At 62.4% G+C, this 15,056-nt stretch carries 12 protein-coding genes and 1 tRNA gene; 4 read left to right on the top strand and 9 right to left on the bottom strand.

Annotated features, from left to right (window positions below):
- The first annotated feature begins 139 nt into the window (after positions 1-139).
- Entirely contained in the window at positions 140-2,272 is a 2,133-nt protein-coding gene (locus AB3X89_RS24800) for a tetratricopeptide repeat protein (RefSeq protein WP_368585636.1), read from the top strand.
- Positions 2,273-2,556: 284 nt separating this feature from the next.
- On the opposite strand, the gene rffA is transcribed toward AB3X89_RS24800, so the two are convergent.
- Genes rffA through AB3X89_RS24765 form a run of 7 tightly spaced genes read right to left on the bottom strand, consistent with a single transcriptional unit; the run spans position 2,557 to position 9,746 of the window.
- Positions 2,557-3,717 (bottom strand): dTDP-4-amino-4,6-dideoxygalactose transaminase, encoded by a 1,161-nt coding sequence (gene rffA, locus AB3X89_RS24795; protein ID WP_368585635.1) that lies wholly within the window; start codon positions 3,715-3,717, stop codon positions 2,557-2,559.
- Between the two features lie 9 nt (positions 3,718-3,726).
- Entirely contained in the window at positions 3,727-4,623 is an 897-nt protein-coding gene (locus tag AB3X89_RS24790) for a hypothetical protein (protein ID WP_368585634.1), read from the bottom strand.
- 29 nt (positions 4,624-4,652) lie between these two features.
- Entirely contained in the window at positions 4,653-5,318 is a 666-nt protein-coding gene (locus AB3X89_RS24785) for an acetyltransferase (RefSeq protein WP_368585633.1), read from the bottom strand.
- On the bottom strand, positions 5,315-5,950 hold the full coding sequence (locus tag AB3X89_RS24780) for a class I SAM-dependent methyltransferase (RefSeq protein WP_368585632.1): 636 nt from the start codon (positions 5,948-5,950) through the stop codon (positions 5,315-5,317). The genes AB3X89_RS24785 and AB3X89_RS24780 overlap by 4 nt, the downstream gene beginning before the upstream one ends.
- Before the next feature lie 12 nt (positions 5,951-5,962).
- A complete protein-coding gene (locus AB3X89_RS24775; protein WP_368585631.1) occupies positions 5,963-6,787 on the bottom strand; it encodes a phytanoyl-CoA dioxygenase family protein in 825 nt (274 codons plus the stop codon).
- Positions 6,788-6,813: 26 nt separating this feature from the next.
- Complete coding sequence (locus AB3X89_RS24770) at positions 6,814-7,512, bottom strand: WbqC family protein (RefSeq protein WP_368585630.1); 699 nt, start codon at positions 7,510-7,512, stop codon at positions 6,814-6,816.
- Positions 7,509-9,746, bottom strand: a complete 2,238-nt coding sequence (locus AB3X89_RS24765; protein ID WP_368585629.1) for a glycosyltransferase — start codon at positions 9,744-9,746, stop codon at positions 7,509-7,511. The genes AB3X89_RS24770 and AB3X89_RS24765 overlap by 4 nt, the downstream gene beginning before the upstream one ends.
- A 165-nt stretch (positions 9,747-9,911) precedes the next feature.
- On the opposite strand from AB3X89_RS24765, the gene AB3X89_RS24760 reads away from it, so the two are divergent.
- Positions 9,912-10,088 (top strand): hypothetical protein, encoded by a 177-nt coding sequence (locus AB3X89_RS24760; RefSeq protein ID WP_368585628.1) that lies wholly within the window; start codon positions 9,912-9,914, stop codon positions 10,086-10,088.
- Positions 10,089-10,150: 62 nt separating this feature from the next.
- On the opposite strand, the gene AB3X89_RS24755 is transcribed toward AB3X89_RS24760, so the two are convergent.
- Positions 10,151-10,226 (bottom strand) — tRNA-Arg (locus AB3X89_RS24755).
- Between the two features lie 307 nt (positions 10,227-10,533).
- Here AB3X89_RS24755 and AB3X89_RS24750 point away from each other — a divergent pair.
- Positions 10,534-11,433: a cytochrome c5 family protein gene (locus AB3X89_RS24750; RefSeq protein WP_368585627.1), complete on the top strand. Its 900-nt coding sequence runs from the start codon at positions 10,534-10,536 to the stop codon at positions 11,431-11,433.
- A 117-nt stretch (positions 11,434-11,550) separates the two neighbouring features.
- Here AB3X89_RS24750 and AB3X89_RS24745 read toward each other — a convergent pair whose 3' ends face one another.
- Entirely contained in the window at positions 11,551-13,635 is a 2,085-nt protein-coding gene (locus AB3X89_RS24745) for a UvrD-helicase domain-containing protein (RefSeq protein ID WP_176109948.1), read from the bottom strand.
- A gap of 250 nt (positions 13,636-13,885) precedes the next feature.
- Between AB3X89_RS24745 and AB3X89_RS24740 the strand changes: the two genes are divergently transcribed.
- Positions 13,886-14,935: an oxidoreductase gene (locus AB3X89_RS24740; protein WP_368585626.1), complete on the top strand. Its 1,050-nt coding sequence runs from the start codon at positions 13,886-13,888 to the stop codon at positions 14,933-14,935.
- The last annotated feature ends 121 nt before the right edge of the window (positions 14,936-15,056 follow it).

Below are 15,056 nucleotides of genomic sequence, written 5' to 3'. Positions count from 1 at the left end.
CCCGACCTTACGGCTTCGAAATACAAAGCCCGCGCTGCCCGTCATCGGTCGAATTGAACCGCGCTTCGCGCTCAATTCGGGCCGCCACCGCGCGAGCTCATACCTTAAGCTGCAAATCCACGATTCCCCCACGCCCACCGTGACCGCTACGAGCCCACTCGCCCCCACGCGCCAGCACATTCTGAGCGAAGCCACCGCCCTGAGCGCCACCGGACAGTTCGCCGACGCACTGGCGCTGCTTGCGCCTCTGGTCGGCACGGAGGCCACCCCCGAGGACGCGCAGCACGCCGATGCGCTCAACCTCGCGGCCGTGTGCGCGACGGGTGCGGGCCGGCCCGCGCACGCGCAATCTCTATGGTTGCGCTGCATTCAGGCGAAGCCGGATTTCGCCGATGCGTATCTGGGCCTCGGAGCGATGCTCGCGACCCTCAACCAGCTTGCCGAAGCGGAAGCGGTTTATGGACTGCTTGCTGCGATACGCCCCGAGGATCCCGATGTCCACAGCAATCGCGGCATTGTCCTGCACCGTCTCGGACGGCACGACACCGCCGAGGCCGCGTACCGCGTGGCGCTCGCTCTTCGCCCGAATCACGTCGACGCGAATTACAACCTCGGCATCGTGCTTCACGAGCAGCGCCGCCTCGACGAAGCGGAGGCGGCCTATCGCACAGCGCTCGCCGCGAATCCTCAATTTGCGAAGGCGAACAACAACCTCGGCAATCTTTTGTGCGAACGCGGCCGGATCGAAGAGGCTGAAGAAGCGTATCGGCAGGCTCTGCTCGCGCACCCGCAATACCCCGAGGCACTGAACAACCTAGGCGCCATTTACAGGACGCGCGGCCGGCTTCGCGAAGCCGAGCTGGCCTGCCGGCTCGCGCTTCAGATCCGGCCGGCCTACGCGGACGCGCTCAACAACCTCGGCTGTGTGCTCACCGAACTCAAGCGCCTGCCCGAGGCGGAAAACGCCTACCGGCAGACGCTTGCGTTGCGCCCCGCGTTCGCCGAGGCGCACTACAACCTCGGTTGCGTGCTGCACGCCCTGGACAAACTGGCCGATGCCGAATCCGCGTATCGCGACGCGCTTCGGCTCGCGCCGAACCGTGTCGAAGCGGCCAATAACCTGGGCTGCACGCTGCTGGCGCAAGCTCGCCTCCCCGAGGCACTCACGGCGTTTCGCCACGCGCTCTCATTGCGCGCCGATATCGCCGAAACCCACTTCAACATCGGCAGCATCGTGAAAGAACTCGGCGACCTGGAGCAAGCCGAAGCCGCCTATCGCCGCGCGCTCGCACTGCGCCCCGACTACGGCGACGCGAAGTTCCGTCTCGCCACGCTGCTCATCAGCATGGGCCGCTTCGAGGAAGGCTTTCTGCTCTACGAATGCCGCTACCACATGCCTGGCTTCGCGCATCACGCCTCGCAGTCGATGCTGCGGTGCCCGCGCTGGCGAGGCGAGCCGCTCGCCGGCAAATCACTGCTCGTTTGGCAGGAGGATGGACTGGGCGACATGCTGCAATTCGGGCGCTATCTGCGCCTCTTGAAGGCCCAGGGCGCCGCTCACGTCGCGTTTGCCTGTATGGCACCGCTACAACGCCTGTTCGCCGATGTCGATGGAGTCGACGCCGTGCTCACTCATGACGAAGCCTCCGCGCGTGCCGGCGATTTCGATTGCTGGACCAGCGCGCTCAGCGCACCGCTGTATCTAGGCACGACGCTCGACACGATTCCGCCGCCCCTGCGCATCACCTTGGCCCCGTCGCGCGTCGACCATTGGCGCGCGCGCCTTGCCGCTCTGGGCGCGGGACACCGCGTGGGTCTCGTGTGGAAGGGCAACCCGAAACACCACAACGACGTGCACCGGTCGCTACCGTTGCTCAACGCACTTGCGCCGCTGTGGAGCCTGCCGGACGTGAAGTTCGTGAGCCTGCAAAAAGGCGCGGGGGAAGACGAAGCGCTGTCATTTCCTGCGAGCCTCCCGATCCTGCCTCTCGGCGCGGACCTCGAAGACTTCACCGACACGGCTGCGGTCATCTCGCAACTCGATCTGCTGATCTGCGTGGACACGTCGACAGCACATCTGGCAGCCTCGCTCGGCAAACCATGCTGGGTGCTCTTGCCGGCACGCGACGTGGACTGGCGCTGGATGCACGGCCGCGACGACTCGCCGTGGTATCCCGATACAGTTCGTCTGTTCAGGCGAGGGCTGGATGAACCGTGGCCCGCTGTCGCGGAGCGCGTGCGACAGGCCTGCGCTGCGTGGTTCGGCGCGTGACATCAACGCCGCGCTTGCGGTGCAGTGAGCAGACAATTAATTAGGCCTGTGCGTGACGCGCACCGCCGTCTGGCGATCTCCCTGGCGGCATATGCTCAACGATCATCCCGGTTTCGTCCGCGTGAGTCCCGCGCTCATGTTCGGGCGCCTTCGCATTCGGCTGCGACCGCCGGCAAAGCCGCCTCGTTCTCGATCCTTGCCCCTCTTTTCCGACGCCGGAATTCAACCCGCAATTTGAGCCGGAATTACCATTCTTTTCATATTTAGGCTCAACCTGCGGGACTCTATACTGCCTCGACGAAATTCCGTTCTCGAATCTGGAACGCAGCAAATGCGCGAGTCACTTGCTGCTGGTCGTCCTCCGTCATGCCGAACCAAAGCGGCAACCGGATCAGCCGGTTCGCCTGCGATTCCGTCACCGCGAGCGAGCCGTGCGTGCGGCCATAACGCAGCCCCGCAGGCGAAGAATGCAGCGGCACGTAGTGAAAGACCGCATCGATCCCGTTTTGACGCAGCCGTTCCAGAACACGCTGTCGCTCGCTGAGCGATTCGACCAGCACGTAATACATATGCGCATTGTGCTGGCAGTGCTCCGGAACGACAGGCCGCCTCAGCATGCCTTTCGCCTCGAACGGCTCCAGCATGGCGTGATAGCGCGACCAGTTTTCCAGTCGCGTTTTCGTGATCTGCTCGGCCTCTTCGAGCTGGGCCCAAAGAAAAGCGGCAATCAGCTCGCCGGGCAGAAACGACGAACCGATGGATTGCCACGTGTACTTGTCGACCTGGCCGCGATAAAACTGGCTTCGGTTCGTGCCTTTTTCACGGATGATTTCCGCGGCTTCGGCGTATTCGGGCCGATTGACCAGCAATGCACCGCCTTCGCCCGAAATCACGTTTTTCGTTTCGTGGAAACTGTAGGTGCCGAGGTCGCCGATGCTGCCGAGCGCCCGCCCCTTGTACGTCGCCATCACCCCTTGCGCGGCGTCTTCCACCACCTGGAGATTATGGCGTTGCGCGATCTCCATGATCGTGTCCATTTCGCACGCAACGCCTGCGTAATGCACCGGCACGATCGCGCGCGTACGCGGCGTGATTGCGGCTTCGATCAGACGCTCGTCGAGATTGAGCGTGTCTTCCCGAATATCGACAAATACCGGAATGCCGCCGCGCAATGCGAACGCATTGGCCGTCGATACGAAGGTATAAGACGGCATGATGATTTCGTCACCGGGCTGGATATCCAGCAACAGCGCGGCCATTTCGAGCGCCGCGGTGCACGAGTGCGTGAGCAGCGCTTTATCGCAGCCGGTCGTCGTTTCCAGCCAGGTGTGGCATCGCTTGGTGTACGGGCCGTCGCCGGCCAGTTTTCCGTTGATGTGAGCCTGTGCAATGTAGAACAGCTCTTTGCCGCCCATATGGGGCTGATTGAACGGGATCTTTTTCATTTTATGACTCTAGTCTCGACGCAGAATTGCGAGTCCGAATCCAGTCGCTCCGAACCGGTCGCCGTTGTAAAGCATGTATCGTTCGTTTTTATGATCGAACACGTACGGGTACTCGATCATGTTGGCGTCCCAACCTTGCGGTGACGGCTCGATGCCGACTTCGTCGAGCGCGAGCACCCAGTTTCTGCCGTCGGCGCTTTTTGCATAACCGATCTGATAAGGCGTGCCGCTGCCGCTGCGATACGAAAACCACATCTCGTAGCCGCCTTGCGGATGCAGACAAACGGTGGGGCGAGAAAACGCCTGTGCCGTGCCGAGGTGATGCGGCACGACCTGACCGTGACGGACCCACTGATCGCCGTCGTCGGAGGTGGCGTAGTTGAAGACGTGCAGCATTTCACCGTTACCGGCATTCCACGTCACGGTGGAGCCGTACCACATCTGCAAACCGCCGCCCTCGGCGCCCATCACCCACGGATACGACAAGCTGACGGGATCGCAGGCATCGGAGCCCATCAGCATTTCGACGCGACTTTCGTCGAGCATCAGATCGTCGGTAACGGGCACCCGGCCGATATCTCCGCGCCAATGTCCGCCTTCGGGGTTTTGCCAGCCCATGAACAGCATGTAGCGGATGCCGTTCGCGACATAGCAATTGCCGATACTCACGCCGGCGGCATAAAAACTGCCTGCGGGGCCGTGAATCAGGAATGGCTCGCGATGCGTCGCGACAATCCCGCGCCGGACAATATCGACATCGACCGCGCCGACCGACGAGCGATTTTGCTCATCGCGGCCGCTATAGAAGATGCGATAGACGTCGCCATCCAGCTGCAAAGGCAGCGGATTAGCCGCGTGCGAACGCAGTTTGGGATGCCCGCCTGTTTCGGGCGGGCAGAAGATCATTCGCTGCTTCTCCCACCGTGGCGTCCTGTTCATATCCCGCGGAGCCTTGTGCTGGGAACGCGCGAACGTTCCGTCGCCTGGCCGATATAGACGCCTTCGCTTTCGGCATTGGCCAACAGGATGGCGCCGGCGCCAACCACGCATCTATCGCCGATCTGAATATGATCGCGAAGCGTCGCATTGACGCCGATAAAACACTGCTCGCCGATCTTTACGCCGCCCGACACGACAATGTGCGAAGCCACGAAGGTGTGATCGCCGATCTGCGAGTGATGGCCGATATGATTGCCGCTCCAGAGCGTCACGTTGTTGCCGATCGTGGCGAACGGCTGGATCGTGTTGTCTTCGAGGATGAAACAGTTCTCGCCGATCCGGTTGGGGTCCGGCACATACGCACGCGAGCTGACATAGCTGGCGATGCCATAACCCATTGCCTTCGCCGCCAGATATTTCTCTTTGCGAATCGCATTGAGCTTCGAATAACTCAGAGCGATGAACATGTCGTACTTGTCAGCGGGGTAAGTCGAGGCCAGCGATTCGAACGCCACCACCGGCCGACCGCAGAACACCGGCTTGTCGATCCAGGCCTCGTCGACCGTAAACGCGGCGACTTCACGATCCGAATCGTGCGTGAAGTAGAAGTGCGCGAGCTCAGCAATGTCACCGGCGCCAAAAATCACCAAGGGTTTCTTCATGGTTTCTGCCTTACGAGGATGGTGAACTCGTACAAACCGTAGTCGTGCAACAGCGCGACGTGCGGGGAATAGCGGCGCTTGCAGAAATCGAATGCCCAGGCCGGGTCGGCGTAATAGAGGTAGTCGCGCATCTTGTCGCGGTCGGAATACGACGTCAAACAATTGAAGGAGAAACCTTCACGACTGGATTCGGCGATCACATCGAGCGTTGCTTTGACGTAGTCGAGCCACTCGCCGTCCGTGCGCTCCATCCGCACATTGAAAATGCCGCTCGCCACGCTATAGTCGGCCGGCTCGGCGGGGCGTTCGGTAAACAGGAATTTCGCGTTATCGGCTTCGGCATGGCGATTGCGTGCGGCGACCACCATGTCGTTGCTGATGTCGGTGCCGACATAACTGAAATCGCGATGCGTCGTCGACAGAAAGTCGTAATACGCGCCGTACCCGCAGCCGATATCGTTGATCGAAAACTGTCGATCCGGGGCGATCACTTTGGAAAGCTGGACGAATCGCAGCGTCTGGCCTTCCTCGCCGTTCCAGTCAACGCCGCGCGGGCTTTCCCCGTGCTCGCTGAGCTTGCCGCTGTAGTACTTCGCCACTTCGGCGTGAATCGTGTCGTTATTCCGGGTCATATTTTTTCCTGATTACTGTCGCGATTCGCGCTGCGCGAAATAAGCATCGACAGAGGCGGGCTCCTGATGACCGAAGCCTAGGATCGCCTGATCCCGGGGCGTCAACGCCGCCGAAGCCAGATTGGCTGGAATATTGATCTGCTGCTTGAGGTACGGAATGGTGAATACGTGATTCACCGCGCGGCGTTGCAATGGCGAACTGTTGATGCCGCCGCAGTGGTAAAGCATGCAGTCCAGCAGAATGAACGAGCCAGCTTTGGCTTCGACCTGAAGCGCATTGCGGCGCACGTATTCGTCGCTCGGGAATTTCTCGGACTTGTGCGAGGCCGGGAGAATAAAGGTCGCACCGTTCCGGCTCGTGAAATCGTCGACGCAAAAGAGCGCGTTGATGGCGATCGGACGCGACGCCACAAAATGCTGGTACGGCAAATCCCGGTGCCACGCGCCCTGGCTGTACGCCTCTCCAGGCGGATTCACCAGTGCATTCTGCTGATTCAGAATGAACGTCCCGGTGATGGCGCACCTGAGCGTATCGAGTAGCGCCGTATTCAAGGCCAGGTCGAGGAACGAGCGGCTATCGAGCGTCAGCGGCGAGCGCACCGTATGAAACTCATTCAGACGGCGCAGGCGGTCTTCGCCGAAATGATCGATATAGGCGTGGCGCACCCGTTCGAATTCCGCCTGCAATGCCTGCAAACCGGCGGCGTCGTATCCGGCGTCGAGAACGGCATAGCCGACATTGCGGAGGCTTTCGGCCGCGAGTTCTGCTTCGGAGGTTCCCTGGACCTGTTCCGTTATGCCGTAACGGCCGGTGGGGACAGTGCGTTCGACGAACATGGTTTCAGTTTTCCCGTCTTCCGACATCACGACGCGACGTACTTCATATACTGCGCCGAGGATTTCCCGCAGTTGAACAGCAGGTCCAGGATGGTCACGCCGTGCGTGAACTCTCCCCACTGCTGCAGATACTCTGGATACCCGGCGTACTCGAACCACTGCAATTCGATTCCGGCATTCTGAAAAATGCTCTCGTCGACGTAGTCTTTCGCCGCCGGCCCCGAGATATAGGTCGCCCCCCCGGCTTGCGCACAGAGATCGGCCAGCCGCTCCGTTTTGCCATCCGCCAGCACGTAATCCGACGAACTCGTAATACGCGTCTTGATGCCTAGATACTTACAAATCTCGCTGATCAGACTTCGATTGAAATCCGAAAGCAAGACGAACGATTTTTCCTCGTAGAACGGCGCAAGCCAAGCCGCGATTTCTTCGAAGTGCGGCGCCCGGCGGTAGTTCTGCGTCAACGCCTTCCAGTGATTACCGGCCCAGGGCGTATCGCTGTCTATCTCCGTTTCATTGATTTTCTGGTCGTAACGGCCCTTGACGCGCACGGGCACCGTTAGCCATTGAACGCCTTGCGGCGTTTTGATCTGATTGCGATTGCGCCAGTCGCGTCGCGTGTATTGCATGTCGTCGTAGAGAATGAACTCGTCGACGGCCGCGATCATGTCGAAATATCCTTTCCACGGAATGTAGTTGGATTGGACGATGGCAACTTTTTTCATTGCACTTGCATTCCCGCTTGAATGGTTCCCGCCTCGGTCACAAGCGCCCAATCGAAAGTCGGCAGCGCGAGCAGTTGAGCGGCGGCGGCTTCGTATTCCCGCGGATTGGCGGCTTTCAGATATCGCAGTTTCGTCGTCCATTCCGGCAGGATGTCCTGCTGAGTAGTCAGCACAACACGAATCAAATCCCTGTACGGCGTGGAGTCGATATAACCGAAGGTCCGGTCGATCTGCTCGCCGCAACCTTCGGGATCGAGAACAAGCACGCCGCGCACGATTTCCGACGCACTCTCCGTTTGCGACGGCGGCTCGGGTTGTTCGACACCCAACGCGCTCATTAGCGCGCCTTCCAAAGACGCGGGCAATTCGCGCAGCGAATGCCATCTGCGCACCTTGGCCTGCGCCGTATGCGCCAGTTGCCGGCGCAGCGACGGCGTCTCGATCAATTTGCCGATGGCATCGATCCAGTCTTGCTCGGTGTCGTTCGCCAGCAAGCCGTCGTAACCGTTTTGGATCGCCGCGCCATACGCCGCGCGCGCGCTCGCGATGGTGGCCATACCGGCCGCGGAGAATTCCAGATACGACGCCGTCGAGCCGCTTTCATTGAAAGCGGTATTGTCGAGCGGCACAAGCGCGATATCGAGCCCGAGCTCATGCAGTTGACGCGCGCGCTCGTCGAGCGTCGGCGCGACTTTGACGAACCGGGCGCCCCGGCCTGCACCCCAGCCCGCAGGAGATGTCTCGCCCACGAACGCGAATTTGACCTGGTTGCCGTAACGGTCATGAATCTTGCGAAGCGCTTTGTCGAGCACCGCGAAATTCGACGCTTCCAGCGAATTGCCGAATACACCGATACGAACCACCGGCGCGGCCGCGCGAACCGGATGCTCGAAGAGCTCGAATACCACCTGGCTCGGTACGACATGCACGCGCGACGAGATCGCGCGATACGCGTCGGCCAATTGCTCATTGGCCACGATTACCGCATGGGCATGTTGCACGGCATAGTCGATCGATGCCTTGAACTGCTCGCTCTGCGCATCGAAACGCGCGTCCGTATCGTAGACAATGGGGATGCCGAGACGGAACAACTGTTTCAGCGCATCGAGCGAGAACATGCCGACGATGGCCCGTTGAAGCACGATCAGTTGCGGCGGATTTGTAAGGTCGACGTTGACCTGACCGTCCTGCAACCCTGACACGACTTCCCAGTCGTCCGGCGCGAGACCCAGCGGCTTGATGAGGCGCATGAGCGGCGCGGTGGCGCCTGCGGGATCGGCCGACAACAAAATCACGCGCTTTTTTGCGGGAATCGGGCCGGCTTGCGCGGCTTGCGCGGCTTGCGCGGACGCGATTTTGCGCACACGCGCTTGGGTCCGATCGATGAAAGCTTCGAGTTCGCGCAGGAACGATTGATTGACCTGCTCGTAGACCTCGGGAACGCGATCGATCGTGCGCCGCGCATGCTCGATCTGTTCGGGCGAATTGCCCCACGCCGAACCGACATCGGTCAGGTAGCTCGGCGGCGGCATGTCGAGCATGACGTTATTCGGCAGATACACGACCGGGCATCCGCACAGCATCGCCTCGAAGCAGGCTGTCGAGGGCTCGTACGTGTAGAGGAATTCGGCCGACCGATAAAGCGCGGCAAGCTGTTCGGGCGTGCGCCGCACGACACGGAACGATATTTCCGTGCACCCTTCCGTAATCGGACTGAGTTGCCCCCCGCGGCCCAAATAGCGATTAATGAAGACCAGACTGCCCGAGCGCTTCGTATCGTCGACGCCGTCGCGGTTGTAAATGCTCGTATTGATGAGCGGCAGTTGCAGCAGATCCGCTTCCATACCCGCAGGAACGACACAGCTTCCATGCGCGTAAATGAGGTCGTCGGCGCCCCACGTATATCCTTTCTGATGCAGAAAGCCCGGCACATTCAGCAGATAGCGGACGACGTGGCGGGCGTTGGCAGGATTGCCGCTCACGACCTCCGGATAAACGATGATCGGCTCGCGATTTTCGGCGCGATGACGCTCGACCTCCTTGAGCGTGAGCGTGGGCGTGCGCAGACCGGGAGACACCTTGTCGGTCGTGACGTAGGCTTCTTCGCCTGCCAGATTGAGCGCATGACACAGGTAGTGCATCGCGCGAATGCCGCCGGATGCAAGCGTGAAATCCGGCGCATAGACGTAGTACGGCGAGTTGAGCTTGGCAAATAATTGCAGCTGGCGATTCATGAGTTTCTACTTTGCCGGGAAGGGGAGCCGATTAGCGGATCGCTACAGATGAGGATGAGACTAAATCGGATTGGGCTCAAACAAACCCCCGAACTGACGGTCAAATCCTCGCCAATTCCTCTGCCAGTCCATTGAATCAGAAGAATCGGCGGTAATGGGTCGTGTTTGACGGGGGCGATCGAGGACCTGGCGTCGGCGCTTCATGCGTCGTGCGTGACGCTGCGCGGGGCCGGCGCGGCGTTGCTCGCCCGCGCGCAGGCCGACGGCCATGCGCGCGCCGATCGTGTGTTCGATTTGATTACCGGGGAGATTTTGGCGAAGCGCGGCGCGGGAACGGATTGACGAGCGTGCCTTGCCCGCGCAATCGACCGCCGCCGACTATGAACTTTAGGGGGAAAAATTCTTGGCGCGCCCGGCTGGGATCGAACCAGCAACCCCTGCCTTCGGAGGGCAGTACTCTATCCATTGAGCTACGGGCGCATCACTACAAACTGCGGGGACTTAACACGAAAGCGCGACAACCAGAATGGACTCGACGCCAACGCGAGAGACCGCAAGCATACCCGGTTTCAGCCGAACCGTCCACCGGACGGCCTCCGACGCCCGCCTCAGCGTCTTCCCCGAGCTCTGTCATCGTCCATGCCGATCCGGGTAAACGCCTGCTGAACACCCTCCAGGCCCCCTCGCCGCCGCCGAAACCTTGCGTCTATAATCGTCCGTGGCTGACAAAGAACAAGAAGTTGCCGTCGCGCTGTACCGCTCACATACCCACGGAGACGAGACAAGCATGAGCGAAGCACCACACGGAGCCCCGATCAAAACCCCAGCACAGCTCATCGCCGCGGTCATCGCCGGGTTCGCTGTGCCGATCATCATTATCGTTCTGCTCGCCGTCTACGTCGATAATTCGACACGCACCGGCGCCGGCACCGACTCCCTCTCCGAAGCCGAAGTCACCTCCCGCATCCATCCGATCGCCCAGGTCGAGATCCGCGACGCCAACGCCCCGCGCGTCTACAAGACCGGCGAGGAAGTCTACAAGGCGGTCTGCTCGGCGTGTCACGCGTCGGGTGCCGCAGGCGCGCCGAAATTCACCAACACCGCCGACTGGGCGCCGCGCATCGCGCAAGGCTTCGACACGCTGTGGCACACCGCGCTGTCCGGCAAGGGTGCGATGCCACCGCGCGGCGGCACCAGCCCCGACGACTACAGCGACTTCGAGATCGCGCGCGCGGTCGTCTATATGGCGAACAATTCGGGCGCGAGCTTCCCCGAGCCGGCGCAGCCGGCGGCGGGCGCGGCGGCGGCATCGGGTGCCGCTGCGGCATCCGGCACGGCAGCCGCATCGGATGCAGGCGCGGCCCAAGCCGCCGCGGCGATGGCCGCCATGGCCAGCGTGCCGCAGACTCCCGCCCCGGCAGCGGGCGGCGCACAAAGCGCGGATGCTTCGCAGGCCGGCAAGGCGCTGTATCAGTCGGTATGTCAGGCTTGTCACGCGGCCGGCGTGCTGAACGCGCCGAAGTTCGGCGACAAGGAAGCATGGGCACCGCGCCTGAAGGACTCGATGGACACGGTCTACAACTACGCGCTGCACGGCAAGGGCGCGATGCCGCCGAAGGGCGGCTCGAATGCATCGGATGCGGACGTGAAGGCGGCGGTCGACTATATGGTCAGCGCGGTGAAGTAAAACGGGCGGCATCGGCCGCTAAACTAAAAATCCCTGCATGCGCTACCGCGCTGCAGGGATTTTTTTGTACGCAATGACAAGCAACCGCACCGGGCGGCCACTTGAAGCCCCGCCCGCTCACGCCTTCTGCAACAGCGCCTTCAAACTCGCGAGCCGGTCCTTCGGCGACATCGGCGCTTCTTCCGGAGTCGGCGGCGGCGCATCGTCGAGCAGCATTTCGTTGATGAAGCGCGACGGCTCGCAGACGATGGTCTCCCGCGCCCGCTTACGCTTCTTGCACCAGTTCAGATGCAGGCTGCGCTGCGCGCGCGTGATCGCGACGTACATCAGCCGGCGCTCCTCCTCGATGCGCGCGTCGTCGATCGGCTCGTCGTCCGCGCCGCCGCGATGCGGCATGATGCCTTCCTCGACGCCGACCAGAAATACGTGCGGATACTCGAGCCCCTTCGACGCATGCACGGTCGACAGCCGCACCGCATCCGGATCTTCCTCGCGGCCTTCGAGCATCGACATCAGCGCGACCGTCTGGATCAGGCCGAGCAGGTTCTTGCCGGTGTCGCCGAGGCCGTCGGCGGTGTCGTAGCCGGTCGCCTCGCTGCCGGCCGCCGGCTCCTCCTTCGTGCCCTTGCGCTTCAGCCACTCGATGAACTCGAGCACGTTCTGCCACTTCGCCTGCGCCTGGCGTTCATCGAACGCGTCGTACAGATACGCTTCGTAGTGGATCGCTTCCATCAGCTCGTCGAGCAGCGTGCCTGCCGCGTCCTTCTCCGCGCGGTCGGTCAGGCGCTGCATGAAGTCGCAGAACGCGCGCATCGGCTCGATCTGACGCGGCGACAGCCGCGCCTCGATGCCGCCCATGTAGACCGCCTCGAACAGCGACACCTTCGCCTGGCCCGCGAACGCGCCGAGCGCCTCCAGCGTCGTATTGCCGACGCCGCGACGCGGTGTCGTGATCGCGCGGATGAACGCGGGGTCGTCGTTCGCATTGGCGATCAGACGCAGGTACGCGCAGATGTCCTTGATCTCGGCCTTGTCGAAGAACGACTGGCCACCCGACAGCACGTACGGAATCCGTTCACGGCGCAGCACCTGCTCGAAGATGCGCGCCTGGAAGTTGCCGCGATACAGGATCGCGTAGTCACGGAAATTCGCGCGCCGCTCGAATTTGTGCGCGGACAGCCGAAACACGACCGACTCGGCCTCGTGCTCCTCGTCGTTGCAGCCCGTCACCGTGATCGTGTCGCCCATGCCGTGCTCGGACCACAGCTTCTTCTCGAACAGCTTCGGGTTGTTCGCGATCACGTTGTTCGCGGCGGTCAGGATGCGCACCGTCGAGCGGTAATTCTGCTCGAGCTTGATCAGGTGCAGATTCGGAAAATCCTTGCCGAGCTGGCCGAGGTTTTCGAGGGTCGCGCCGCGCCAGCCGTAGATCGCCTGGTCGTCGTCGCCGACCGCCGTGAACGCCGCGCGCTTGCCGGCCAGCAGCTTCACCAGTTCGTACTGGCACGCATTGGTGTCCTGATACTCGTCGATCAGCAGATAGCGCAGCTTGTTCTGCCAGCGGTCGCGCACCTGCTCGTTGCTCGCGAACAGTTCGGCGGGCAGGCGGATCAGATCGTCGAAATCGACCGCCTGATACGCATGCAGCGTCGCCACGTAGTTGCGATAGACGATCGCCGCCTGGTGCTCGTCCTCGGTCGATGCGGTCGCGATCGCCTGCTCGGGCATGATCAGGCCGTTCTTCCACAGCGAGATGATCGACTGGATTTTGCGGATGAAGCCCTTGTCCGTCGAGCCGACCTGTTCCTGGATCATGCCGAAGCAGTCGTCGGAATCCATGATCGAGAACTGCGGCTTCAGGCCGACGTGTTCCGCCTCCTGCCGCAAAATCTGCACGCCGAGCGAGTGGAAGGTACACACCGTCAGCTGGTTCACGGGCACCTTGCGGCCTTCCTTGCCCGGGGCGGTCAGCGTCTTGCCCTCGAGCAGCTTGCCGACGCGCTCGCGCATTTCCGCCGCGGCCTTGTTCGTGAACGTGACGGCGGCGATGTGGCGTGGCTCGAAGCCCTTCGCTTCGATCAGGTGCGCGATTTTCTGCGTGATCACGCGTGTCTTGCCGCTGCCGGCGCCGGCGAGCACGAGACAGGGACCGTCGAGATAACGGACCGCTTCACTTTGAGCGGGGTTCAGGCCTGCGGACATCGTTTGTGGATGGGTAAAACGGTTGAGGGCCGCTGAGGTCGGACTGGCGGGCAGCGCCGGCCGAAGGCCCGGGGCATGCTGCGCGGCTCGATGCGCGCGAGAGGTGCGATGTTAACATGGACAACCGCGATGGACCCCCGCAATGGGGTGATGCTCAGCCCCCGGTCCAGCCCGCAAATGCCACAATGATGAGATTGCGCGCCGCCGCCGCGGTGGCAAGGCGGCGCGCCGTTCCTCCAGGAAGAATCGCATGTCCGCATCGCTGAAGGTTGGATTGATGGGCTACGGCTTCGCCGGCGCGACGTTTCACGCACCGGTGATCGAACATTGCGGACGCGCGAGCGTCGCCGCGATTGCGACCGGGCAATCCGAGCGCGCGCACGCCGACTATCCGCACGCGAAGATCGTCGCCGATCTCGACGCGCTGCTCGCGCTCGACGACATCGACTGCGTCGTGATCGCGACGCCCAACGACACCCACTTCGACCTCGCGCGCCGCACGCTCGAAGCCGGCAAGCACGTGGTCGTCGACAAGCCTGTCACGCTGAGCGCCGCCGACGCCCACACTCTCGCGAATATCGCGCTCGCCCGCAGCAAGCTGTTCGCACCCTTTCACAACCGCCGCTGGGACGGCGATTTTCTGACCGTGCGCGATCTGCTCGCGCGCGTGGAGCTCGGTCGCGTCACGCACTACGAATCGCATTTCGACCGCTTCCGGCCGGGCGTGCGTCAGCGCTGGCGCGAGGACGCGACGCGCGGCGGCGGTCTGCTGTTCGATCTCGGTCCGCATCTGATCGACCAGGCGCTCGCCCTCTTCGGCGCACCGCAGACCGTCTCGGCGACGGTGCGCACGCATCGCGACGACGCAAGCGCCCCCGACTACGTGCACATCCAGCTCGGCTATGGGGAGTTCGAGGTCGTGCTGCATGCAAGCGCGTTGACCGCATTGCCGGGACCGCGCTTTGCGATCCATGGCACGCGCGGCAGCTATGTGAAGCACGGCCTCGACACCCAGGAAGATCAGCTGAAAGCCGGCCTGCGCCCCGGCGACGCAGGCTTCGGCGCCGGCAACACGCCAGGCGTGCTGCACGTGCTCGAAGGCGACCAGGAAGTCGAGCGCGAATTGCCGACCCGCAACGGCGAGTACGCAGGCTTCTACATTGCGTTGGCCGACGCGATCCAGAACGGCGTCGCATTCCCGGTCAGCACGCGCGACGCGGTCGACGTCATGACGATCATCGAACTGGCCGCGCGCAGCTCCGAGCAGGGCGTGCGGCTGCCGTTCGAGCGCATTCGCTGAGCCTTGCATCGCTGTGCGTCGCACCGTGCTCGCGCGGTCTGTGTACCGAAAACGGGATGACCTTTCGCGCCGCGTAGGCCGTCGGCGCGGGGCTTTCCTGACGTTCCAGAAAGGAACATAA

It is taken from the genome of Paraburkholderia sp. BR14320 (assembly GCF_040948665.1).
Taxonomy (GTDB): domain Bacteria; phylum Pseudomonadota; class Gammaproteobacteria; order Burkholderiales; family Burkholderiaceae; genus Paraburkholderia; species Paraburkholderia youngii.
Note: the sequence above shows the minus strand (reverse complement) of the source record. Positions and strands in the feature narration are given on the sequence as shown.